Source organism: Siphonobacter curvatus (genome assembly GCF_002943425.1).
Lineage (GTDB): Bacteria > Bacteroidota > Bacteroidia > Cytophagales > Spirosomataceae > Siphonobacter > Siphonobacter curvatus.
In genome coordinates this window covers 176,151-201,516 of record NZ_PTRA01000006.1, presented here as the reverse complement: position 1 = coordinate 201,516, position 25,366 = coordinate 176,151, and the positions used below count along the sequence as shown (strand labels likewise).

At 49.0% G+C, this 25,366-nt stretch carries 12 protein-coding genes; 4 read left to right on the top strand and 8 right to left on the bottom strand.

Features of this window, described 5'->3' with window-relative positions:
* Positions 1 to 11: 11 nt before the first annotated feature.
* From C5O19_RS22355 to C5O19_RS22340, 4 genes are all read right to left on the bottom strand, one after another.
* Positions 12 to 3,116, bottom strand: a complete 3,105-nt coding sequence (locus C5O19_RS22355) for a SusC/RagA family TonB-linked outer membrane protein (protein WP_104715613.1) — start codon at positions 3,114 to 3,116, stop codon at positions 12 to 14.
* Positions 3,117 to 3,146: 30 nt separating this feature from the next.
* On the bottom strand, positions 3,147 to 4,037 hold the full coding sequence (locus C5O19_RS22350; RefSeq protein ID WP_104715612.1) for a carbohydrate kinase family protein: 891 nt from the start codon (positions 4,035 to 4,037) through the stop codon (positions 3,147 to 3,149).
* A 45-nt stretch (positions 4,038 to 4,082) separates the two neighbouring features.
* The gene (locus C5O19_RS22345) at positions 4,083 to 5,396 is read right to left on the bottom strand and encodes a sugar porter family MFS transporter (RefSeq protein ID WP_104715611.1); all 1,314 of its coding nucleotides are present in this window, start codon (positions 5,394 to 5,396) and stop codon (positions 4,083 to 4,085) included.
* A 196-nt stretch (positions 5,397 to 5,592) separates the two neighbouring features.
* Positions 5,593 to 8,274 (bottom strand): substrate-binding domain-containing protein, encoded by a 2,682-nt coding sequence (locus C5O19_RS22340; protein WP_133163430.1) that lies wholly within the window; start codon positions 8,272 to 8,274, stop codon positions 5,593 to 5,595.
* Positions 8,275 to 9,017: 743 nt separating this feature from the next.
* Here C5O19_RS22340 and C5O19_RS22335 point away from each other — a divergent pair.
* The 3 genes from C5O19_RS22335 to C5O19_RS22325 all read left to right on the top strand — a co-directional run bounded on the left by C5O19_RS22335 (position 9,018) and on the right by C5O19_RS22325 (position 14,123).
* Positions 9,018 to 12,071 (top strand): T9SS type A sorting domain-containing protein, encoded by a 3,054-nt coding sequence (locus C5O19_RS22335; protein ID WP_104715609.1) that lies wholly within the window; start codon positions 9,018 to 9,020, stop codon positions 12,069 to 12,071.
* 313 nt (positions 12,072 to 12,384) lie between these two features.
* The gene (locus tag C5O19_RS22330; RefSeq protein WP_104715608.1) at positions 12,385 to 13,200 is read left to right on the top strand and encodes an AraC family transcriptional regulator; all 816 of its coding nucleotides are present in this window, start codon (positions 12,385 to 12,387) and stop codon (positions 13,198 to 13,200) included.
* Positions 13,201 to 13,289: 89 nt separating this feature from the next.
* Positions 13,290 to 14,123, top strand: a complete 834-nt coding sequence (locus C5O19_RS22325; protein ID WP_104715607.1) for an NmrA family NAD(P)-binding protein — start codon at positions 13,290 to 13,292, stop codon at positions 14,121 to 14,123.
* Between the two features lie 77 nt (positions 14,124 to 14,200).
* On the opposite strand, the gene C5O19_RS22320 is transcribed toward C5O19_RS22325, so the two are convergent.
* The 4 genes from C5O19_RS22320 to C5O19_RS22305 all read right to left on the bottom strand — a co-directional run bounded on the left by C5O19_RS22320 (position 14,201) and on the right by C5O19_RS22305 (position 24,298).
* A complete protein-coding gene (locus tag C5O19_RS22320; protein ID WP_104715606.1) occupies positions 14,201 to 16,750 on the bottom strand; it encodes a TonB-dependent receptor plug domain-containing protein in 2,550 nt (849 codons plus the stop codon).
* A 344-nt stretch (positions 16,751 to 17,094) separates the two neighbouring features.
* Entirely contained in the window at positions 17,095 to 19,683 is a 2,589-nt protein-coding gene (locus C5O19_RS22315; protein WP_104715605.1) for a M14 family metallopeptidase, read from the bottom strand.
* 231 nt (positions 19,684 to 19,914) lie between these two features.
* Positions 19,915 to 21,240, bottom strand: a complete 1,326-nt coding sequence (locus C5O19_RS22310; RefSeq protein ID WP_104715604.1) for a RagB/SusD family nutrient uptake outer membrane protein — start codon at positions 21,238 to 21,240, stop codon at positions 19,915 to 19,917.
* A gap of 10 nt (positions 21,241 to 21,250) precedes the next feature.
* Positions 21,251 to 24,298: a SusC/RagA family TonB-linked outer membrane protein gene (locus C5O19_RS22305; RefSeq protein WP_165796102.1), complete on the bottom strand. Its 3,048-nt coding sequence runs from the start codon at positions 24,296 to 24,298 to the stop codon at positions 21,251 to 21,253.
* 467 nt (positions 24,299 to 24,765) lie between these two features.
* Here C5O19_RS22305 and C5O19_RS22300 point away from each other — a divergent pair, with 467 nt between their 5' ends.
* Positions 24,766 to 25,329, top strand: a complete 564-nt coding sequence (locus C5O19_RS22300; RefSeq protein WP_104715602.1) for an NADPH-dependent FMN reductase — start codon at positions 24,766 to 24,768, stop codon at positions 25,327 to 25,329.
* Positions 25,330 to 25,366: the final 37 nt, after the last annotated feature.

The window sequence follows — 25,366 nt, the reverse complement described above, 5'->3', positions numbered from 1 at the left end:
GGATTTCGAGGTTAAAAGGATAGATTAAGTCCCAGTGTGTACACGGCTGGGATGGGATAGGTCGCATTCGGAGTTTCGGGATCTACTCCTGTGTAGGCGGAGTTGCCGGTTTTCTTGCGAAGCGTTAAAACATTTTGAGCCTGTACATACAACCGGGCTTGCTGCATGCGGTACCGCTTGAGAAGTGTTGCCGGAATGGTATAGCCGACCTGTACGTTTCGGAGTTTCAGATACGAACCCTGTTCGACAAAATAGGAAGATCTTCTCTGTTCGTTGTTCTTATCCGTCAGGGTTAAGGCAGGAATCGTAGATGTAGGATTGGTCGGCGACCAGGCATCTAAGGTACGCTCCCCCCAGTTTACGCCCGAAGCCAGCGAGGCAAAGTCCGTCAGGAGCTTATTATCATTGTAAACGTCCGCCCGTTGTAGGCCCTGGAAGAAAAGCACCACATCAATTCCTTTAAAGGAAAAATCAGCGTTCAGTCCGTACATGAATTTCGGATTACTGTTACCGATCCAGGTCCGATCTCTGTCATCAACTACGCCATCTCCGTTCAGGTCTTTGTAACGAATGCGGCCCACCTCCTTTCCGATCTGGGTTGCGTAGGAATCTACCTGTTCCTGGGTTTGAAAAATTCCATCGGCGACGTAGCCATAGATTGAATTGATCGATCTTCCCAGAATGGTGACATCCCGACCATTGCCGCCGTAAGAGTTCACGACTTCTCTGGGCAAGTAGGTCACTTTATTTTGGTAGGAAGAAATATTACCCGACAAGTTAAAGTTGACCTTATTAGCAATTTTCCCTTGGTACCCCAGTTGCAGCTCAATGCCAGAGTTTTCCATGGAAGCTCCGTTTACCCACTGGTTCCCTCCTTCGCCCACGACGCCCAGGTAAGGCGGACTGACGAGAATATCTTTCGTTTTCTTCACAAAATAATCGACTGATCCGGTAAGCTTGTACTCGAATAAACTGAAGTCAATGCCGTAATTGGTTTGGGTGGTAGACTCCCATTTCAGTTTATCATTTCCCTGTTGAATGAGTCGATAACCGGAAGGGAGGCTACCTGTATTTGCTCCCGTTATATCGTAAGCGGTTCCGATGTCAAAATCCCAGGTTGGATCAATACCGTAGTTAGACTCGTACAAGCGATAAATGGCGTTGTTGGCAAAATCCTGATTTCCCGTGACTCCCCAGCCAAAGCGTAACTTCAAATCGGAAATGGCCGTTACGTGGTCTTTTAGGAAATTCTCTTCGCTCAATCGCCATCCTAGCGAGAACGCCGGAAAGGTTCCGTACCGCTGGTCGCTTCCAAAACGGGAAGAGCCATCCCGCCGAACGGTTACCGAAGCCAGATAGCGATCGGCTAGGGCGTAATTTACTTTGCCAAAGAAAGACATGAGGCCGTAACCAAAAGCGGAGCCACCGTTGTCTTTGTTCGCAGAGCCGGCGTCCAGGTACATGTATTCGGGCGTTTGTAAAGCAAAGCCCTGGCGACTGGCCCAGAAGCTCTGGTTGTTATAGCGAATACGCTCGGTACCCGCTAAAAAGTCAAGCCGATGCTTATTACGCTCTAAACTATACGTCAACGTATTCTGCCAAATCCAGTTTCCATAAAAGTTTTCTGTATTTGTCGCCCGGTTCATCGGGTCGGATAAAAATCCTGACGTGTAGGCTTTGTAAAGGACTCGCTGACTGCCGAGCGTATAATCCACGCCAATACTGGTGCGAAGCTGAAGTTTGGGCAGGATTTCTAAATCAGCGTACACATTCCCAAAAATGCGACCCGCATACGACTTGTTCTGCTGGTTATCGGCGATGAGGCGTACCGGGTTCTGCCGATCACTCATACTGGCTACGGGCCCGCCCCAACCACCCGTGAGCGTACGAACGGGTACGATGGATTGCTGGATCAAGGCCATGTTCATGATCTCTCCCTCGGGCAGCAAGGTTTGTCTGGTTTTCGCGAAAGTCAGATTTTCACCCACCTTGAGTTTACCTTGTAGGAAATTATAATCTGAATTGAGTCGGAGCGTCAGGCGGTTCAGATTCGTTTCCTTGATGATCCCGTCATGATCTAGGTAATTGAGTGAAAAAAGCATCGTCCCTTTTTCTCCACCATTCGAGAAGTTAAGGTTATACGACTGCATCAATCCCGTTTGGGAGATTTCGTCAAACCAGCGAGTATTGGCCGGACGCATCGTCTGAGCGGCGTCAATAAACTCCGGATAGCTTACGCCGTCCAGGACAGGTTTTCCCTGAGCGTCCAAATGCGAGTTAAATTGGTACAAGGGGCTGGAGGGCGTAACGCCGTCATTGACCGCCGCTTGCCAGTATACGCGGGCCCGCTGCTCCGTATTAAGTACCCTAAGTTTGGATTGATATCGTTGAAATGACCAGAAGGAGCTAAAGTCAATACGACTAAATCCGGCTTTGGCCCGTTTGGTAGTAACGATGATCACGCCATTTCCCGCCCGTGACCCATAGATACTAGCCGCCGAAGCATCTTTGAGTACCTGAATGGATTCAATATCATTTTGATTGATCGATTGAAGCCCTTCCTTGGTAGGAATTCCGTCAATGACGTACAAAGGATCATTATTGTTGAGCGTTCCCTGACCCCTGATGCGGACACTCGCGGTGGCTCCGGGCGAGCCACTCGTCGTAACTTGCATACCCGCTACGCGTCCCTGTAGATTTTTGATGGGGTCCGCCGTTGGAATATCTTTAATATCGCTCAGTTTAACCACCGAAACAGCACCCGTAAGATCGGCCTTGCGTTCGGCTTTATAACCCGTGACGACGACTTCATCCAGCTTTTTCAAATCTTCCTCAAGGATCATATCCAGCACACTGGAATTACCAAGGGCTGCTTCCTGGGAAACCATGCCTATGAACGAAAAAAGCAAAGTTGCCCCCGGCGAAACCCGTAGTGTATACTCGCCTTTTTCGTTCGTAGTGGTGCCATTAGTGGTTCCTTTTTCTAAAACCGTTACCCCAGGAATCGGTTGAGCATCGGTCTTTGAGGTTATTTTTCCGGAAACGGGTATTTTGTCTTGGGCCATAGTAGCCCCGATCGTACTGAATAGCAGTACGAGCCATAAAAAGTATTTCATAGAGGTTTTAGAGAAAGTGTTAAGATTATATTATACCATCTGCATAAAGGATTCAACCGTTGTGTGGGAAAGAATGGGTGTAGCTCCGTGCTGCGTAGCTACATAAGAGCCAGTGGCACAGGCAAAATCAAGGGCTGCCTGAATCGATGAATTGACTTGTAATTGATAAAGTAAGGCCGCCAAAAAGGAATCTCCACTGCCAATGGTATCCTGAACCTCCACGTAGACGCCCTGATTTTCATAAAAGAGATCGTTGTGTAAGAGGCAGGCTCCGTTCTCACCCCGCGTTACACATACCGTACGTAAATCATACCGTTCGGCTAAATGCCGCATGGCCGTTTCGGGTTCACCCGGATACTCATACCAGGAAGTCACTTCGGCTAATTCGTGGTGGTTCATTTTAACGATATCCGCCTTTTCGATCAAATGCTCCACGATCGCTCGCGTGTAATGCGGGGGACGTAGGTTAATATCAAATACTTTACAGTTAGCTTCTTCGAGTAATTGGTAAAGGGTTTCCCGACTCCGGGCACTCCGGGCTCCCAAACTCCCGTATACGAAGAGGTTTGCTTCTTTTACCCACTCCGATACCGTTGAATCATAACTGATGTAATCCCAGGCTACGGGTTGCACAATTTGGTAGGTGACTTCACTTCGGTTGCTCACATTGGCTTTCACCACGCCCGTCAAGTGCGTCTTGCCGCGTTGAACCGACGAGGTTTCGATACCCTTTTCCTCCATGAAAGCCAGTAATTCGTGCCCCAGTTCATCTTCGCCCACCCGACTGATAAGTTTTGCGTTAAAACCCAATTGATGAGCGTGAACGGCGACATTGAAAGGAGCTCCGCCCGCCTGCCGTCCGGTTGGCAATATGTCCCAGAGTACTTCTCCGAAACAGACCATGCTAAGTTTAGCGTTCATATGGATAGGTGTTGTCTGATACAAAGGGTTGTTCCTCCGTACCGATTAGTGAATGACTAAGGTTCGATCCATCTGCTCCAGGCTGGTTCCCTTGGTTTCGGGCATGATACGCCAGACAAACAGCAGTTGCAGAACCATCATGATGGCAAAAAAGGAAAAGGTGTGTCCGCCGCCTAGTTTTTCGGACAAGTAGGGAAAGGTAAACGCAATTAACGCTGCCATGAACCAGTGCGTGAAGCTTCCCAGAGCCTGACCTTTCGCCCGAATACTATTGGGGAAAATCTCAGAGATAAAGACCCAAATAACGGCTCCCTGCGAAAAAGCAAAGAAGGCGATGTAGATGAATAAGTAATAGGGAACGCCATCAAACTGCTGCGTGTAAAACGCTCGGGCTACTAAGATCAGCGTACCAATCACCCCAAAAGAACCAATCAGCATCAGCGTACGGCGGCCAAAACGATCAATAAAATTCATGGCTAGTAGCGTGAAACAGAAGTTCACTAGCCCAATGCCCGTCGTCGAAAGAAGAGAAGACCCTTTTTCAAAACCGGCCATTTCAAAAATGCGGGGGGCGTAGTAGATGATTGCATTGATACCCGAGACTTGGTTGAAGAAAGCAAACACCAGGGCTAGCATCACCGGAAAACGGTTCGTTTTAGCCCAGAGCCCTTCGGATTGATGCTCCTGTACGGATTGTCCGATCAGGATGGCCTGTACATCTTGTTCATAGCCATCTGGATTAATGATTTGTAAAATCTGACGGGCTTCATTCACCTTGCCCAACTTGCTAATTAACCAGCGAGGGCTTTCGGGAACGCCCAGTAATAAAAGCAGAAACAACAAAGAAGGTACGGCCTGTACACCTAGCATCCAACGCCAGGCATGCTCGCCAATGCCTTCAAAGGCGTAGTTGGATAAGTAGGCGATTAATATGCCAAAAACGACATTCGTCTGAAATAGGGCCACCATGCGTCCCCGGGATTTGGCCGGTGAAATTTCCGATATATACAGCGGAGCCGTAACCGAGGAAGCCCCTACGCCTAAACCTCCCAGAAAACGAAAGAATAAAAAGGGAATCCAGGTTGGAGATAACGCAGCTCCTAGCGATGAAATCAAGTAAAGGGCGGCTACGCCGATCAAGGTTTTACGCCTTCCTAGTCGATCGGAAGGGATACCACCCAGTAAGGCTCCAAGGACGGTCCCGATCAGAGCAATGGAAACGGTTAAACCATGTTCAAAAACGTTCAGGTTCCAGAGTACCTGAATGGCTCGCTCCGCACCCGAAATCACTGCGGTGTCAAAGCCGAAGAGAAAGCCTCCCAATGCAATGACAATCGACCAGAGAAAAACTTTTTTCATAGAGGAATTTTTGATCAAAACTGGCCAGATGATCCCCTATGATAATTAAACTTAATATCAAAAAAATTAAACTTTGTTACGCAGCAGACGAGCAGATTTAACTAGCTTAAAATCAGACAAATTGCATTTTTTCAATCTTAAATTGTACCGATAAATCTTTCACTCACGTAACCTCACTTTCACTCAGGTTACATCGTTACTTACGTTGGTTCAAATTCTTAAACTCTGAGGGCGACATATTGTACTTTGCTTTAAAGGCCGTTGAAAAATACGTAGGGGATGAAAAGCCCACCTGATAGGCTACGTCGGCAATGCTCATGGGTTTAGTGGCTAGTAATTCCCGGGCATGAGTTAGTCGAAGGTTTTGCATGAAATCCGTTACTCCACAATCTAGCAAGGCCTTTACTTTCCGATAGAGCTGTACGCGAGAAAGGCCCATTTCCCGGGCTAATTCTTCTACACTCAGATCAGACCTTGTCATATTTTTTTCAATCAGAGCCGTCAGATCTTGAATAAACTTGCGATCGCTGGTCTGTGCAATAGGTACAGCGGTATCGATGGATAATTCCCGCCGAAAATGATCTCGAACCAGTTGTCGATTCCTTAAGAGCGTTTTGATACTTTCCAGTAGAAACGCCGGATCAAAGGGTTTCGTTAGGTAGAGGTCAGCCCCCGACTGCACGCCTTCGAGTTGATGCTCTTGAGCGGTACGGGCTGTCAAAAGAATGATTGGAATATGGGAAGTTCGCCAATCTCGTTTAAGGGTTTCGACCACTTGAATACCCTGCATTCCGGGTAATGTTACGTCTGATACGATCACATCGGGCAATGTATCAAAGGCCATTTGTAGACCGGCCGTACCATCGGATGCTTCACTAACTTGATAAGAGGGTTTTAGCTTTCGTTTCAAAAAGGCCAAAAGCTCTGTATTATCTTCGATCACTAATATCGTAGCCGCTTCGGCGTTGCCATCGGCTATGGTTTCTGCGGAGGTTTCCGTTAACCAATCTAACGGATCAGGTAACACGCTAGGCAAAAGACTCCTCTCACCAAGTATGGGTTTCGTGGTAGGAAGACTGATCTCAAAAGTACTTCCTTGGTTAATTCGGCTGCGAACGCTAATGGTACCATTGTGGAGTTGAATGAGTTCTTTGGCTAAGGCCAGTCCAATGCCCGAGCCACCAGTTGCTGCAGTAGTACCCTGATAAAACCATTCGAATACATGCGTTTGCTGCTCCTCGGTCATTCCGGTCCCATTGTCTTCAATGGTCAATCGAATGCTTTCTTTGGGAGTATCTACCTGAAGGATTACCGTGATTTTACCCTGATCTGGCGTAAATTTAAAAGCGTTGGATAATAGGTTTACAATCACTTTATCCAACAAATTATTATCAAACCAAGCCATGATGCTGGCTTCTGAAGGTAGAAAACGCAAATCAATCCCTCGCTGCCGAGCCGTTTTCTCAAACGCTTGTACTAAATTACCCGTAAAAGCCACCAGATCCCTTTCTGCCACCTGAATGGGCATCTTACCTACTTCAATTTTTCGAAAATCGAGTAATTGGTTGATTAGTTTAAGCAGCCAATGGGCATTACGCTGAACAACTTCCAGATCTTTCCGTTGGGAGCTTCCCGGAGCAGAGGCGGCAAGTAACTCCTGTACTGGACTTAAAATCAGCGTTAGCGGCGTGCGTAATTCGTGGGAAAAACTGGTAAAAAAGCCGAGTTTTGCTTCCGTCGACTGCCGAGCCTGCTCGGCAAGGTCGGCAATCGTATTTTTCTGGTTGGAGATCTCTTCGTTTTGTGCCTTCAGTTGCTGAGTAATCCGGCGATTCGAGCGGAGCGAAGTATAGGCAATACCGGCAAAGACCACAGCCGTGAGCAGAGAAGCCCCTAAAATATATAATACCGTTTGCTGACTACTGTAGATCCGATTTTGCTGTTCGATTCGAAGTTGCTGCTGCTGAATGTCCTGCCGCTGATCAATGATCTTTTCTGTCTGCTGCTTCAAAATGTGCACATTCGTCGAATCGATGACCATGGTACCCAAGATGTTTTCTTTCCCATAAGGTTCCTGATGCAACACCTTAAGAGCCGTTCGAATGGCTTCTTCTCCACCCGTAGGATATAGAATCGTAGCCTTAAACAGGCCGTCTTCAACAAACTGTAATCCACCCTTAGGGCCCGATAGCCCATCTACGCCCACAATTTTGATACGCTTGTCCAGCCCCATCGCTTTACAAACCTGGTAGACGCCCAACGCCATGCGATCATTCTGAGCAAAGATTAAATCAATGTTAGGGTGCGTTTCTAGTACATCGGGTAAGCGTTGCGTGACAAAAGCCTGTTCCCAATCGCCATTCATACTCGCTACCAAGTCAATGTTCGGATAGTTTTTCAGCGTAGCGGCGAAGGCCTGATGCCGATCACTGGCGGCTGAAGCACTGGGCGTACCCGTAACTTCCAACACTCGGCCTTTTTTCTGGAGTAATTCTCCCACGTACAACCCAGCCGTATGACCAATCTGATGATTATCTCCCCCTACGTAAGCCGTGTATAGTTTAGACGTAGTTCGGCGATCCACAATAATGACCGGAATACCTTGATTGAATACTTCCTCTACCACCGGTGTGATGGGCTGAGCTTCATTAGGAGAGATGATCAGTAGATCCACGTGGGCGGCCAGTAATTCCCGAATTTGCCGCACCTGAAGCTCACTATTATCGCGGGCATCTTTCATAAGTAGCCTTACTTCCGGATGAAAGCTAAGCTCTTTTTCCATGCCTTCAAGCATTGCCTTCCGCCAGTCATCGCCATTGGTACACTGAGCAAAGCCAATAGTAAATTTCTCTGCTTTCTCCTGAGAGGAACATCCCACGAAAAGAGCGAGTAGACCAAAAAGTATTAGCTTCTGAATGATATGCACGATGTTCCAAACGATTAATTATACAAAATAATAAAAAAAGCGTGTATTCGGAATGGCTGTCAGAGAAGCTTTCCCGTTTCTTATCGAATTATCTTTCCAGTTTTCTCGTTTAACCTTAGTCTTGTCACGCTTCTTACCCGAGTAGCTTTGGATGGATTGCCCGCGTTTGTTCGCTATTTACGTTTCACTGCCTTTCACCTTTCCTATCTGGCGTTCTATTGTGGGAATAATAAGCATGACGTTTATTGATATACGTATAGCCGATTATTATAGTGGACCTAACAAAGGCAAATTCGAGCCTCATAAACAGTGTAGTATTTGACTGCTCAGATAAGACGTACGACTAAGCGAGCTTGTGCTCCGTAATAGATGTAACCTTCCCGCAGACACCGTTTTTACCGCTTTAACATGCCCTGATCTTTTCATTACCTAGCTTCTATTCTATTAAACTCCGAGTATTTTGAAAGTCTAAGCTCCTCAAAACACAGGTTGCAACATTTCTCAGTACATCTGCACCATCTCCACGGGTTCTGATTCAGCGGGTATGCGTTACTTCACCGCATATTTGAACGATTCCAATACAAAATAAGACGATATAAGTACCCTGTCGAAAATACAGTAAGGGTCTTGTACACAATTGGAAAAATTGCTGACCCGGTCATTTTTATCGTCGGTATCACTCTAAACCCTTTTTTATGAAAAAGCATTACTTCTTAGGGGTACTCCTGCTGGTCAGTTGTACGCTGCTCCAGGCTCAGGTCAACTATTACGTTTCCGCCGATGGCAATGATGACAGTAACACGGGGCTCAGTCAACAAAGTCCCTGGAAAACCCTGGCGAAAGTCAATACCATAGCCGCTACTTTTAATCCCGGCGACAGCATTTTATTCCGGCGGGGAGATGTATTCCGGGGTGAGTTGTTACCACAAAAATCCGGTACTGCTACTGCTTCGATTACATACGGAGCCTACGGCACGGGATCGCGACCAATCATCAACGGGTCGCAGCCTCTTTCGGGCTGGAGCGTTTTTCAAGGCAACGTCTGGGTTGCGGACTACGCCGGTTCGATTACGGCCATGAATAATTTTTTCATCAATGGAACGTCCCAACAGATCGGTCGCTACCCCAATGCTGACGCTACTAATCAGGGTTATCTGCGTATTCAGTCCGGCAGTGGCAATACTATATTGAACGATAACTCGCTGGCGGGACAGGACTGGACGGGTGCTACCGCCGTGGTACGGGTAAATCTGTTTTTGCTTAACAAACCCGTGGTTCAGTCGCATACCGGAAGTACGCTCACCTTTGTGGCTCCGGGGGTAGGAAATTATACCATTAATGCGGGTTACGGTTATTTCCTGCAAAATCACCTGGCTACACTCGATCAGCCCGGCGAATGGTACTTCGACCAATCGGCTAAAAAGGTTTACCTCTATTCTACCACAAACCCTAATCAATTACAGACGGAGGCTCCAGTGGTGAGTAGTACGTTCTTTGCCAGTGGAAAAAGTCACCTGAGCATTCAGCAACTGGTATTCACCCAGGCCAATGAGTATGGCATCCGGATCGATAGTACCGCGGGTAGCCTTACCCAAAACATTCGCATTCAGTCCTGTCAGTTTAATAATAATCACAATGCGATGCTGGTTAACCGGGCCGTACAGGTACTTGTTTCCGACAATACGTTTAACCAGACTAACAACAACGCCATTTTCATTACTGCTCGCGACTATGTTTGTAACCGAAATACCATCCTGAATACGGCTCTGCGGGCGGGTATGGGTGAGCCGAACAACAATCAGTACAACGCCATCAATCTAGTAGGCCGAAACGCAACCGCTGCCAATAATGTCATCGACAGCGTGGGCTATTGCGGCATCCGGTTTGAGGGCACTAATCTCCTGGTTCAAAACAATCAGGTTTCCAACTTTGCCCGGGTCAAGTGCGACATAGGCGGTATCTATACGTTCAAGGGTTTTGCTCCGGCTACGTACGGCTACGGCAACAACCGGGTGATTGGAAATGTCGTGAGCCAGGCGTATCCCAACCTTTTTGGTACTACGTCCCGCGTTGTCAATTCCAATTACGCCTGTGGCATTTATATGGATGGGAATAGTTTGGGAAATCTGGTGGAGGGCAATACCGTCTATCAGGTGATGGGAGCCGGACTGATGCTTAACGTTACTACGTCAGGTCATACCGTACGCAACAATACGTTTTACGACAACATGTACGGCTTCGGCTATTTTCCCGATAGCAAACCCGCCTCCCGCAATCATCGGGTAGTCCGTAATATTTTCTACGCTCGGTCGCTCAATCAGCAGGGTGGACTGGTACAAACCGGCAGTGCGGTGTATCTGCCTTTAGTGGGTACGCTGGACAGCAACTATTACAGCCAACCCTTCGAGAAAGACCCCACCTTTGTGCAAACCGTCACGACGGCCACTACCCCTCGCGTTTCGAAAGCCTTGACCCTCAACCAGTGGCAGCAGCTTTCGTATGATACTCATGGGGTGTATGGACAGACGTACCAGTCGCCCGTGGTTGTACAATCCGAAGGGCCTAACCGCATTACAGTCAGCAATAATAGCCAGTTCAATACCGGACTTACCACCGGAACAACAGCTTATACGCTTACGCCCGCCAGTGGCACCAGTGCTCCCGCCTGGGACAATACGGGACAGTTAGATGGCGGATCGTTGCGGTTGAACCTGACGGATACCACGACAACGAAATCATCCCGGGCCGTTATCAATGTTGGTACGATTACCTTTGGCAAGTACTACCGGCTGAGATTTTCGGCCAAAGGCAGTCGGGATACTACGGCGTTACAGGTGGCTCTCTTATCTTCAGCCTCTTCAAATTTTGGCGTTTGTAAACTAAAAACAGTGACGTTGTCAACTACACGTACGGAAGTCGAGTTATTGCTTAGCCCTAACTATACCAACGACAATACCTTTCTGAGTTTAACTTTACACGATCCGCAAAGCAAAATCTGGCTGGATAATATCGTTTTCAGCGAACTCGAAGTCACGGAAAATGATCCGACCAATTACGTTCGTTTTGAAGTAAACGCCGATAGTACTAGTCGAACGGTCAATTTAGGCGGCGAGACCTATACGGATGTACGGGGAGCGACGTACACAGGAACTTACACGGTGTTACCCTTCAGTTCAGTTATTTTGCAAAAACAGATAAGTGGTCCCCTGCCTTTACGCCTGCTTCATTTTTCAGCTGCTGATGAAAATTGTAATATTCGGTTTCGCTGGAAAACGGCCGATGAACGGAACATCAATCGATTCATCATCGAGCAGAGTGCGGACGGAAAGCATTTTGTACCCTTTACTTTCGCTTTGCCCACCGGAAAATCCCGGAACAATTACTCCATGCTCTCCTTGATTTCCAGCGAAGGAATCAATTATTTCCGCCTCAAAATTCTGGATGAAGATCAATCCTACGCTTACAGTTCGATTATATCCCTGCAACAGGCTTGCCAGGACATCCTTCAAATCGACCTGTACCCGAACCCGGCCCCGCAACTGATGCATTTGCGATTCCAGGAAGATCGCTCAACCCCGGTACAAGTCAGTGTTCTCACAACCCAAGGTCGGATTGTAATCCCCGAACAAACTTTTATCAGCTCCCCTACGCAGCAGGTAGCCGTACAGATTGGGGCCATACCTTCGGGCACATATCTGGTCAAGATTCAACGCGAGGGCAAAGTGTACATCAAGAAATTAATAAAATAAAGATTAGCAGAGCTTTGTTTGACTTTATAAACGCCGTTTTTGAATCTGTTTTTAGTGCTTTTTTTAACGCTGAAAATTTGAGGTATTACGGAATGCCAGTAAGCTTACTGAAAGCTTAATAGCTTGGCCTCAAGTTCCGTTCATCCGACTTCGCTTTTGAGAATTAGGATTAAGCCGTATCTCGCACAGGTTTTAGGAAACTCGCTGAACTACTAAGTCTGGGACCCGACGATTGCAGGGAGTACTCCTTTCTTATAAATAAGGAGTACTCCCTGCCTTCTTACGGATTCGCGTACTTCTATTCTTCGTTCGTATGGCTTATCAATTTGTCGCTCCCCCACCCGCCCTTGCTGCGTATGTGCAGGCGATCTGGTACCTCGAAACGCCCGTATCGCAGGTATCCGGGCCGACGTTCCGCGTACTGGCAGATGGCTGTCCCGGCCTCATCTTTCAGCAGTCCGAAAGTGGTTCATTCTATCAATACGAGAAGCCCCTCCCCCCCTTGTACCTCTATGGACCGGCTACGCAGTACACGCAGTTGCATTTTCCCGGTAGCTTTCGCGTAATTGGCTTTTGCTTTTATCCGCACGCGTTGAAAACCCTTTTCCAGTTGGATGCTTCGACTCTAACGGACCGCTGTCTGGGTTTGGAAGAGCTGTCCATTCCTCAAACGCAGCATCTGTCTGAGCAGCTCATGCTTCAGGCAACGGTGTTTAACCAAATTGATCTTCTGTCAGCATACCTCGTTCAACGTTCACAACAAACATCCGCGACTCCTGATCCTACGCTACATCAGGCTTTGCAACTAATTCATCAGCAAAAGGGCGATCTATCCATGAAGGTGCTGCAACAGCAGACGGGGCTTTCCGAACGAAGTTTGGAGCGCCGGTTTAAGCACTACGTTGGCCTTTCGCCTAAATTATGGGCCAGTATTTACCGCTTTCAAAGCTCGGTGGAACAACTGAATCACAATCGATACACAAAGCTTTCCGACGTAGCCTTTGATCGCGGGTACGCCGACCAGTCACATTTTATTCGGGCTTTTCAGACCTTCGCGGGTCTTTCACCCCAGTCATATCTTCGGGAAAACAGCCAGATTCTCGGTAATTTTTCGAGTTCGCCCTTCTAGTGTCGGTTTTGTTCTAGGGCCGCGTTTTTCAATGGGATACTTTTGAAGCAGCTTCTCCAGGGAAGCTTTCACTCGTAAACGCTGCAAACATGCACATTAGCAATCCTATTCTCGTGCTGGGAGGAACCGGAAAAACCGGCCACCGGATCGTTGAACGCCTTCATAATCAGAACTTTCCCGTACGAATCGGGTCGCGTCGCAACCAACCCGCCTTTGACTGGTATGACGCTACCACCTGGCCCGCCGTACTTAGCGGCGTGAAAGCCGTGTACATCAGCTTTCAGCCCGATCTGGCCATTCCCGAAGCGTTTGACATCATTCGTTCGTTTGTGGAAAAGGCCGTGCAGGCGGGGATTCGTCGACTAGTCCTCCTTTCCGGCCGGGGAGAGGAAGCCGCTGAACGGTGCGAACAAATCGTCATGAACGCTGGCGTCGAATGGACTGTGTTGCGAGCGAGCTGGTTTCATCAGAATTTTAGCGAAAGTTTTTTTCTGGAAAGTATACAGCAAGGCCAGCTGGTCTTGCCGGTAGCGGACGTTGGGGAGCCATTTATCGATGCCGATGATATTGCCGAAGTGGCCGTAGCCGCTCTGACGCAGCCCCAGCATACGGGACGAGTCTATGAATTGACGGGTCCTCGCCTGCTTACCTTTGCCGAGGCTGTTCAGACGATTGCCCGCTACACCGACCGATCAATCTCTTACGAAACAATTCCGCTGGAATCGTACCTGTCCGCCTTGCAGGATCTAGGTACGCCGCCCGAAATGATAGCCTTACTTGCGTATCTGTTCAGCGAGGTACTCGACGGTCGAAACGCCTCGCTAACTCCTGACGTAGCACAAATACTGGGTCGCCCGCCTATTGTTTTTGACGCCTATGCTGAGCGAACGGCGGCCTCGGGACTATGGACTCCTTCCGTATGAATCCCCTCCTTTTGGTGAGTTTCGCCCTTGGTACAGCCTTGCAGAAAATGCCTATTCCATCGTTTACGCACTTCTTCTTACCAGGCTTTTAGTACGAGCGACGTGTAATACAGTCCTCCCACACTGGGACCAGCCTTGAAGGTGGTGTACGGGCGGTTAAACACGTTCGTACCTCCTACTTTTACCAACAACCAGAAGAAATCATAGCTCACCTGAGCATCAAACGTATGAATGGCGGGCACCTGCCCCGTTGCCAGGGACGATTGCCAGAGAAAGGCACTTTGGTATTTATAATTCACTGAAAAACCGAATGACTTCCACAAGGTTGGATTTGCCAACCCAACATTAGTAATCCATTGGGGCGTATTGAAAGCTTCTTCGAGACCGTCTCCCTGATCTGTCCGGTCCAGGCGAGCCAGCGAGGCATTTCCAGTTACGGTCCATTCACGTACCAGGGCATACCGAATTCCTACGCTGGAGCCGTAATTATACACCCGGGTTTTTGAGTTGGTCCAGAGCCGATAGCGGTCCTGCTGGGTCCGGTCGGCCAGGTAATAGGCCAGTGAATCAGGATTGGATTTTTTTGGAATGTTGGCTTCGACCTGAGCGATGAAATTCCGATACACGTTGTAGTAAAAATCAACGTCGATGTATAGACGTTTTTTGAAAAACAGGCCCCGATACCCCACTTCCAGACTGTTCACCTGTTCGGGTTGCAGGTAGGTGTAGGTGTTTTTCCGTAGTAAGCCCTTGTTTTTCTGAATGGCCTGTTCGGTAGTCAGTTGATTGGTATTAACGTCGGTATTGATTGCCGTTTGAAACGCATCGATGGAGGTACGGAAATAGGAACGTTCGAAAATGCCCTGCGACATCACCTTCAGTCCTCCTACCCGTTTCACCCCGCCCGAATTAACATTGGAAAAAGCTTCGAACAGCGACGGGTATCGATAGCCCGTCTGGTACGAAGCTCGTACATACTGTTCGGCCGCGGGCGAATAAACGGCCGTTACCAAGGGATTTAGTCGCGGCGTAAAATACTGATTTTTATCCAGACGTAGGGAGCCGGTTAACTTTAACCGCTCGCCCCAGAACATCCGCGAAGCCTGCACAAATCCGCCCGCTTTGCGATATTGAAGATTCCGATCCGTACCATCGGGATTGATAAAATAGTTACCATCGGGGAAGACAACATATTCCCGAAAATCGCCTCCGGCTAAGAGATGAAGACCTGTTTTTTCCCGAAACGTAGGGCCCAGCAGGCGACTGACTTCCAGTTGAGCTTCCCCGTGATACAGCCAGGATTTTACCCGCAGGGCCGCCCCAATATCCCAGTTATTAATAGCTCGCAAACGACTAACTTCCGAATCAAAAGCGGTGGTACCCGGTTGAATCCGCCCCTGATCGGCCTGAGTGCGAGCCTGTTGCAGGGCCTGTCCTACGCTTTGTCCGGCTTGCGTGGCTGCGGCAAACTGGCTGGAAAAATCACTAAACCAGCGATCATCGGATTTGAACGAACGATCCATATTTTCCGCCATCGAACGGATGTTGTAGGAATCGCCCGTGTTCTCGGCGGTGCCGTACAATCGCACTAACAAGGCTGGTGATTGCAGTACCAGTCCCTGCTGACTGAGTCGGTAATTTTCCAGTCGAAAACGATTGGTTCGCTGATATACGTTGTTGAGCGTGGCGGCTTTGTAATGATAAGAAAGCGTCCAGCCGGGTTTCAATCGCCAGTATAAAGCTATATCACCCCGTAGGTTTCGAAGTCGCAAATCGGTAATATCGTTTTCAAAATAGCCCGTTCGCGAGACTACGTATTTCTTGCCGCCCAGCGTCAGCGTACGCCGATTGGCGGATTCATCGCCGTACTGATTGACCCGATCACTTCCGGGATTATTCATACCCGTCAAACCAAGCGAGACATTAGCATTCGGATTCAGGTCGGCAGCGTCGCGAGCGATCCAGTCGTACCCCTGCTGGTAGGTAAGGTTGATCTTGAAGGCAAACCGATTGCTCAAAGGCTGGGCGTATCGCAGACTGGTTTCAGTATAAAGTTGGGGTGAAACCTGCGATTCTCCGACGTGATTCACGCCCGTTTTCTGGCCAATGCTTAGTCCGGGTGAAGTGAATGGATCTTTTGTAATGAGCTGGGCCAAACCGTTCAAGGCACTGAGTCCGTACAAGGCTGAAGCCGCTCCTGGTACAATTTCTACCCGTTCAATATCCAGATCTGAGGGAGCCAGAGCACTGGCAATGGGAGACCCGATGTGCGGTGCCTGATTGTCCATTCCGTCCACCAGTTGCACAAAGCGTACGTTGGTTGGATTGGCAAAGCCCCGGGTGTTATAGACTTTAAAACCTAAACTGGAGGTGAGTAGCTGCACCCCCTTCAGATTTTCAATCGCTTCGTAATACGAGGGTTGAGCCGAGTACCGAATCTGGCGGGCATTGAGCAACTCAATACTGAGCGGCGACAGCAACAGCCGTTCGGGCACCCGCGAGGCAGTAATCACCAGCTCCTGAAGCTGCACATTACGGGACGTATCCGACCGAAGACTATCAAGACGGGTTTGTGCCTGGAGCACTGCACTAGTCAGGAAGAAGGTAAAAAGTAGAGTGTATTTCATGAATCGTTATTTCCGTTTGAATATAACGACTGGCGGGCGGGATATGTTTATTGAAATATAACGTTAGGTATTGACCATAGGCTGCACCCATGGCTAATCGAATGGAACCCCTTGTGGGTTGAATGGCTATCGCTTTCCTTTCTCATGCAAACTTGCACGCCGACTTGCCAACCCTGGAGGGGTTCAACATCCATGGCCCAGCATGCAATGCGGGGAAAAATTGCCAAGACAGTTGGAAACTGCCGGATGGCAGGTACAGGTTTGGAAACCTGTATTAGTAAAAAAAAGCCGTCATCGGAGTTCCGACAACGGCTTTTTAAACTATTCAGTCATAAACGATCGAATTACTCTTCAGCAGCTCCCAGAAAAGCCGACTGCAACTGAATCAGATTTCCGTAAAAAAGAGCATTCAGAAACAATCGATTGGTCCCGTGCCAGTAGTGGCGATAGGTCGGATCTTCGGCGAACAGAACGACTTTCCCTTGTCCCAGTTGTCCAACCAAAATAGAAGCGGTGCTGTTGATTTTAGCTACATTTTCCCGGGAAACATAACCACTGATGTACGAGGAAGGCAGGTACTTGGCCACTGTTGCATACTTGTCTTTGCTGGGTAACAGGATTGTATTGCCCGTTTTCGTGAAGAAAATTTTCCGATCGTTCAGACCGAACGCAATGGGATTAGTAATGTCGATGTCCGCCTGGAAAATCCCTCCGTTAATACGTCGCGGAGCCTCCGTTTCGGCCCGGGTAGCGTAATCAACGCGGGTTACGGACGCATTGCGACGCGTAGCCGAAGAATCGACAAACACGCGTTCTTTCGCAAAACCCTGGCTGATGGCCCACTCCGAAGCCGTACGGAAGGTGATCAGCGTACCACCCCGGCTTACCCAAGCTTTCAAGGCATCGACGGTTGGCTTGCTCCACTCGCGGTACGTTCCGTTGGGTAATACCAGCACCTGATAACGATCCAGTGAAACGCGTTCCAGACTTTGCGGATCCAGCTTACTGACGGGCAATTGCAGGTGTTCATTCAACAGAAACCAGACCTGACCAGCTTCGGCTAGTCCCGACGTGGCTCCAGTGACCAGAGCTACTTCGGGTTTGCGTACGGGCAGAATGTTATTGCTACCTAGATCAATGCCTTCCAGACTAAAACCCGTAGAAGTAGTTGCAAAGGTCAGGTTGGAGCGACGCGACGCTTCTTCTACTGCCCGGTATAGACTGTCCGAACTGATTTTTTGACCAGCTACCGGAATCACCAGCGAGCCGTAACTGAATTTCTGCGGCCCCGTAGCAGTCTGACTAGTGAAAGGTTTCAGCGAGGTCTTTACCAGTACTCCCTGTGAAAGCAGGGAATACAAAGCCCGTGAAGCATTGTATTCCGACCAGTTGAGCAAGTACGCCAACTGAGCCTTACCACCCGCTACACCTCCCTGCACGGTCGGCACGGCGGTAACGGCCTGTCCTAGCGAAGGTACCGAGTTGAGTTTTGCCTGTTGGATACCATACGCGTGTACAACCGACCACGACGTGTTATCGTAGAACGTACTGTCTTTCAGTTTTGGGGTTTCTTCAAACAAGGAGTGTACGATTCGGAAAAAGGGTTGCTCGGCGGGAACCACGTAGGCTTTTCCCTTCTCGAATTTTTTGCCATCGGCGGTTACGTCGGCATTCAGAGTATACACCTTCAGACGGTGCCGTAACACCAGCGATAACAGCTTATTCGTCAGCGAAACATCGCGACTGTCGCCGAAGACAAACGCCTTGGCTGGGTTAGCCTTGCCCTGAGTAACGGCCGATTTGAAAAAGTCCTTTTGCAGTTTAAATAGATTTTCTTTTTCGGCCAAAGCTCCTTTGAGCGTAGCCAAACCCGTTACCAGGTGATTACGAATGGTGAACGGAAATGTAACGGGACCGGACGTACTTTCCTGCACCAGTCCTCGCGAACTCCCCTGCTCAAAGGTTACACCAACGGCTCCGTAGAAATCAGGATACGTCGAACCGTAAATGGGCGACAGGTTATCGAAGCTTTCTTTGGTAAAATACAATGAGCCAATCTTGTCGAGGGCTTCGGCGTGGTATTTAGCCAGCGTCGCATTGAAATCGTAAGATGACTGTGGCAACAGCGGACTTTGGTGACCCGCTGGCGTAGGTTCGAAATAGTACGTACTGTTCGTACCCATTTCGTGAAAATCGATGTGCACGTTAGGATACCACTGATGCGAGAAATCGACCCGGTTCTTGCTTTCAATCTGCTCGGCACTCAGCCAGTCGCGATTTAAATCCGTAAAATAGTGGTTGACGCGACCACCGGGAAAACCCTGAAGGTGTTCCAGATCCGCCGGGTCGGATACGGGCGGAAACGACTTGTACATGTTATGCCAGTTGGCCGCCCGGTCGCGACCATCGGGATTTTGTGCAGGATCGATCAGAATGACCGATTCTTTCAAATACTGGGCCGTTTCGGCACTTTGGTTGGCTACCAGATAATATGCCGTCAGCAGGGCTGCTTCGCCACCGGACGTTTCGGCTCCGTGTACGCTGTAGCCCAGCAGCACGATCACCGGATCGGCCTTGGTCAAATTGGGTTGAGCCGGGTCAGTGACGGTGAGGTGTTTCTGGCGAATCTTTTCCAGATTACTGTAATTCTCCGGAGCCGTAATCGTCAGTATGATCTGTGGCCGTTCTTCGTAACTCTTGCCAATGACCTGCACGTGAGCCTTGCCATTGGAGGTTCGTTCGAGTTCTTTGAAGTACGCAACAATCTGATCGTGACGGGTATAATGCGTTCCAATCGGGTAGCCCAGAAATTGCTCGGGACTGGGAACGCGTGAATCAAACGTGCCCGTATTCGGGAAGTAATACGACTGCTGAGCCCACAGTGAAGAACTGGCTAGCAGAAGAAAGAGAACGAGTAGCAATCGTTGGTTCATTGGGAAAAGGAATACGAGGTGAATGAAGGATTTTTCTTTTGATTTCAGCGTCTTTGTAATCAGGTATCCAAACGCCTACTACTAGATTAACTAACCTTAGACAGAACGCACAACTGGCTTAGCTGCCAGTCTTAGATGACTGATACTGGGCTTAATTTGATTATGCAACTATTCACGAAACAACGAACAACTATACAGACGAGACCAACTGCCAACCATACGCCACCCAGATCAATACCCTGGATTTTGCTCCAGATCCGGATCAGACAAGACATCCTGGTACGGAAAGGGAAATACCCAGTATTGTGAGTTGGTCAGGCCCAACACGGCGCCGGTGCGGCCCGTACGTACCAGATCGAACCAGCGGTGGGCCTCAAAAGCGAATTCGACGTTATTTTCTTCCTCAATAGCCAACAGTAAAGCCTCTTTCGTACTCGCGGTAGCTGCCGCAACATCCGCCCGACTACGTACCGTGTTCAGATCCGCTAAAGCTTCGGTAAGCTTGTTTTGCTGAGCCCGTGCTTCGGCCCGTATCAGATATAACTCGGCAATACGAATGACGTAGGAAGGATCCGTACTCGTCGCCGAGGTATTGTAGAGCACACCGTATACGTTGTTACCCGTACCCGCCAGCAGAGCTTTGCGACTGCCGCCAATCGCTGGGTTATTCAATTTCTCTACGATTGTGGCCGAAGGTTTCAAGGTATACTGTCCACCCAGTGAGCTGGGGTACCATAAATTCCAGTAACTATTTCGGTTATTGGTAGAAAAGCTCAGTTCAAAAACCGACTCCTGACTCAAAAACGGCGACGTAAAAAAGGTTTTGTACGGCTTCACTAAGGCATATTTCGTATTTCCTATGACCTGGCTAGCGTACGTTTCAGCCTCCGCCCACTCTTTCCGGTACAGATGCACCCGAGCCCGCAAGGCACGGGCCGTACTTTTCTGAGCCCGGTTTCGGGTCGTGGCATCTTCGGCCAGCAACTCTTCAGCTTTGGTCAAATCGGCCAGTACCTGATCGTAGGTCTGCGTCAGGGTACTGCGTTTGATGCCCTTCAGTCCGTCTAGCGTAGTAGTTGGCGTCAGTTGTAACTGTACCCCACCCCAGGCCCGACCCAGGTCGAAGTAGCCTAGAGCACGAATGAAATAGGCTTCGCCCAGAATGGTATTTTTTTCCGTACTGCCTAAGTTCGGATCGTTGATGGCCGGGACGTAAGCGATGATGCTATTCACCGTATTGATGGCCCGGTAGATACTCTGGTACACGTCCAGCGTAATCGCATTATCGGGTGTAACGGCATTCTGATCCAGTTGTAGGTACTGACTCAGCGTTCCGTTAAAAATGACATTGTCCGTCGTAATCGTGCCCAGTGTGGGATAACCGCTGGCGTAGTAGCTCTGCACGCGGGAATACGCCCCATTAATGGCGGCCCGAGCCGTACCCGCATCCCGAATGGCCGTAGCGGCGGGGAGGGCATTATTGGGCGTTTCGTCCAGGTATTTGTCGCAGGAAATCAGGCTGGCCGTCAGCACAGCCGCAAGGATATATCTTTTCATGAATCGAAAATTATAAAGTGACACTCAAACCAGCCTGTACCGTTCGGGGCTGGGGTACCGTCGCCCAGTCGTAGCCCGACGTGTTCTGGTTATTACTTTGCGAGTTCACTTCCGGATCAAGTCCGGAATAGCGGGTGAAGGTGAGCAGGTTGGCAATTTGTACGTAGGCCCGTACTACCGACAAACGGGCTCTGCGGGTAATCGCATCCGGTAGCGTGTAACCCAGGGACACGTTTCGCAGCCGAATGAACGAGCCATCGAGTAAATACCGGGTACTCTGATTGGTCACGTTTCCGCTGTAATTGTTAGATGCTCCGCCGTTGACGGTGGGATCGCCACTGTAGGTCGTCATCCGGGGAATTTCCGTAACGTCACCCGGTTTTTGCCAGCGTTCGAGTTGCCGGGGAATAAAGCCGATGAAGTTCTGCGTACCTCCGTGTACCAGGAAGAAATCATGCATACTCATGATTTTATTACCCTGCTGGAAGTAAAAGAGAAAGTTCAGGTCGAATCGTTTATACGAGAGCGTATTGGTAAGTCCGCCCGTAAAACGCGGCAGGGCATTGCCCACTATTTGCCGATCCGCGGAGGTAATCAGTCCATCTTTATTGACATCCTCGTATACGGCATTGCCCGTTTGTGGATCGACGTAAAGCTGTTTGTACAACTGAAACGAGTTGACGGAGTAGCCCTGCCGCAGAATGGAAATATTCCGACCCGAAGCTCCCTGAGCAATATCCGAGGCCAGTTTTTCAATGCGATTCCGGTTGAAGGAAACATTGAAATCCGTGGACCAGCGGAAGTTTGATCCCGCGAAATTTTCGGAATGAATCGAAAACTCCACGCCTTTGTTACGAACCGCTCCGTAGTTCTGCAAATACGTCGTAAAACCAGAACGTGAGGGTACGGGAACGTTCAGCAGCAGATCGTAGGTGTACTTGTTGTAGTAATCCACGATAAAACTGAGTCGGTTTTTGAAAAAGCTGAACTCCGTCCCAATGTCGACCTGACGGGTTGTTTCCCAGGTAAGTTGTCGGTTTTCGAGCTGCGAAGGAGCAATCCCTGCTGCATCGAGGTAGTTCGCTCCCGACGACCACAAACCTTGAGCGGCGTAGGGCCCGATGCCGTTTTGATTCCCACTCAGACCCAGACTGGCTCTAAATTTCAGGTCACTAAAGACGTTTAAATCCTCAATGAATGATTCGTGGGAAGCGTTCCAGGCTACCCCGCCCGAAGGGAAATACCCCCAACGGCGGTCGGCCCCGAATTTGGACGAGGCATCGGCCCGCAAACTGGCATCGAACGTAAAGCGGTTATTGTAAGTGTAACTGGCCTTTCCGAAGAAACTAAGCAAGGTAGCCCGGCTCCGACCGGAAGAGCCCGTCGTGGTAGCAGCTACCGAAATCGCCGTCAGATCGTTACTGGCAAAGTTCTGCCCCGATGCACTCGTGCTTTCGTTCAATACCCGGTTGAACGTATTTCCTACCAGTGCATTGATCCGATGCTTTTCCCCGAAAGATTTGATGTAGGTAAGTACCTGTTCATTAGTGAAAATCAGGTTTTTAGTTTCAAATGAAGTCGCCGCTCCCTTGGTAGCAATCCCGGCGGCAATGAGCGTATTGCTGTAGTTGTTTTCGTACATGTCCGTGTTGTCCAGACTCCAGCTGCTTCGCAAGGTCAGTTCCGGCAGGATATGTAATTCGGCAAATACGTTACCAATGGTCCGCCATCCGACGGCCTGGTTATTCAGATTGTTGATCAGGGCCAGGTGATTATCGAAACTACCCGATCGGGCGTAGGTGCCATCTTCGTTGAAAATGGGCAGGTACGAACGTGGGAAAATAGCCGAGTTGATGACACCCGTGGGGTTATTATCATTACTACTCACGTTGCGAAACGAACGCGTCACGTTGATACTATGGCCCAGCTTAAGTTTGTCGGTTAAGTAATTGTCGTAGTTAAAACGAAGGGTATATCGTTCAAAATCAGATGGTTTGACAATTGATTCCTGCTTGAGATAGCTAAATCCGGCAAAATAGGTACTCTTGGCCGTACCACCCTGAGCCGAAAGATCATACGCGGACGTAGAAGCCACCCGAAACAGATCGCTGATGCGGTCGTACGTAGGCACGGTGCTAGGATCGGGAAAAGGGACTGCAACGGTAGTAGGGTCCAAACCGCGATCCTGAGCCGTATTTCGAACGGCTTCGTTGACCAGCGTGGCGGTTTCGGGACCGGTGGTAGCTTTAAATTTTTTAATGGCGGATGACCAGCCGTGCGACACATTGGCGGTGATTTTAGCCCGACTGTTCAGACTTCCCCGCTTCGTGGTGACGATCACAACTCCATTGGCTCCCAATGAACCGTAGATGGCAGTAGCGTTGGCATCTTTCAAGACCTGAATACTTTCAATATCAGCCGGGTTAATGTCGGCTAAGGGATTGGATTGCTGCTGCTGCCCCAGGCCCGTACGGATGGGTTCACTCGTGCTTACAAACACTCCATCAATGACGTACAAAGGATCGACGGAGGCGTTAATGGAGTTGTTCCCCCGAATACGAAAGGTAATCCCGCCACCGGGTACGCCAGAATTTGACTGTACCTGCACCCCCGTCACTTTGCCCTGTAAGAGTTGATTGAAACTGGCGGCGGGTACGTTTTTGAGTTCTTCCCCGGAAATTTTTGCAATCGAACCGACAATGTCTTTTCGATTTTGGGTACTATAACCCGTAATGACCAGTTCGTTCAGCTGCCGGCTGTCAGGTTTAAGCTCGATGGTTAAACGCGTCTGACCGTTTAGCGTAATTTCCTTGGATTCAAAGCCGATATAGCTTACCCGTAGGATGGTTGAACCTGCCGGAACGCTCAACTGAAAAGAACCATCGGGCTGCGTCAATGCCGCTGATTGCGTGCCTTTGATTTGTACGGTCGCTCCTACCAGAGGTTCCTGATCAGTAGAAAGAACTTTGCCTTGGAGCGATACGGTTTGAGCAAAGGTTGCGTGACTCAGCAACCAAACCGTAAGCCATACCAAAGAACGAGGTATACTTGTTTTCATACACGAAGAATTTGATGGTTTGAAAGAATCGGGGGAGTACAGGGAAAACTTAACAGGCTCAAGACCTACCCAAGCATTGGGCAACAGATACAACATTTAGAAGTCATCAGCGAATCAGATTTGTTCATCAGGGAAGATTTGACTATTTATTAAGTCTATAGATTTTATAGATTAATGGCCGCAAGTAAGTAAAACCTTTTCGTACTTTGATCAATACGCGAGTGATTTCTTAAAAAAATGAGAGGCCTTATTAGCTCATATCTTCAAAATCCATTGATTCTGAATGCATTAATTTGATCCAGAATTTCATAAATTTTTACAGTTCTATTAGTGCTTTGAGAAACTGTATTGATTGATTTCATGGAATTAGATAAACTTAATGCTTGGGTTTCCGTTTTTCATACGATTGCTTTTTCTTCACTTCCGAGTCAGTACCCGCTGGCCACCGTAAACCCTTTTTATTATCGATGTATACGCTCAAAATCATTACCTCCACTACTCGTCCGGGTCGTAAAGGACCTAGCATTGCTGACTGGGTAGCTTCCGTAGCCCAACGCCATCCTGATTTCTCGGTGGAAATACTGGATTTGGGTGAAATCCATCTTCCCTTGATGGACGAACCCGCCCATCCTGCCATGCGTCAGTACGAACACGAACACACCAAGCAGTGGAGTGCGAAGATTGATGAAGCGGATGCCTTCATAATTGTTACCGCCGAGTATAACTTCAGTATTACGGCTCCCCTAAAAAATGCTCTGGATTACGTCTATCACGAATGGGCCTACAAGCCCGTGGGCATTGTCAGTTACGGCGGTCAATCGGGCGGACTACGGGCGGCTCAAGTGCTTAAGCAAGTACTCACGACGCTGAAAATGGTACCGCTCGTGGAGAGCGTAGCCCTGACGTTTTTCAATAAGCTATTTGACGATGAGATGAATTTCCAGCCTACCGATAGCTCCGAAAGAGCGGCGGATGCGATGTTCAAAGAGTTGGCCCGCTGGACGAAAGCGTTGCAGACCTTACGGGCTTAAACATTCCTAGCAGGGCAGGATTAAAATCCGACCTTAC

What these genes read in the sequence shown, in the direction of transcription:
- C5O19_RS22355 (WP_104715613.1), bottom strand. Translation starts at nt 3,116, where the DNA reads ATGAAATACTTTTTATGGCTCGTACTGCTATTCAGTACGATCGGGGCT.
- C5O19_RS22350 (WP_104715612.1), bottom strand. Translation starts at nt 4,037, where the DNA reads ATGAACGCTAAACTTAGCATGGTCTGTTTCGGAGAAGTACTCTGGGAC.
- C5O19_RS22345 (WP_104715611.1), bottom strand. Translation starts at nt 5,396, where the DNA reads ATGAAAAAAGTTTTTCTCTGGTCGATTGTCATTGCATTGGGAGGCTTT.
- C5O19_RS22335 (WP_104715609.1), top strand. Translation starts at nt 9,018, where the DNA reads ATGAAAAAGCATTACTTCTTAGGGGTACTCCTGCTGGTCAGTTGTACG.
- C5O19_RS22330 (WP_104715608.1), top strand. Translation starts at nt 12,385, where the DNA reads ATGGCTTATCAATTTGTCGCTCCCCCACCCGCCCTTGCTGCGTATGTG.
- C5O19_RS22325 (WP_104715607.1), top strand. Translation starts at nt 13,290, where the DNA reads ATGCACATTAGCAATCCTATTCTCGTGCTGGGAGGAACCGGAAAAACC.
- C5O19_RS22320 (WP_104715606.1), bottom strand. Translation starts at nt 16,750, where the DNA reads ATGAAATACACTCTACTTTTTACCTTCTTCCTGACTAGTGCAGTGCTC.
- C5O19_RS22315 (WP_104715605.1), bottom strand. Translation starts at nt 19,683, where the DNA reads ATGAACCAACGATTGCTACTCGTTCTCTTTCTTCTGCTAGCCAGTTCT.
- C5O19_RS22310 (WP_104715604.1), bottom strand. Translation starts at nt 21,240, where the DNA reads ATGAAAAGATATATCCTTGCGGCTGTGCTGACGGCCAGCCTGATTTCC.
- C5O19_RS22305 (WP_165796102.1), bottom strand. Translation starts at nt 24,298, where the DNA reads ATGAAAACAAGTATACCTCGTTCTTTGGTATGGCTTACGGTTTGGTTG.
- C5O19_RS22300 (WP_104715602.1), top strand. Translation starts at nt 24,766, where the DNA reads ATGTATACGCTCAAAATCATTACCTCCACTACTCGTCCGGGTCGTAAA.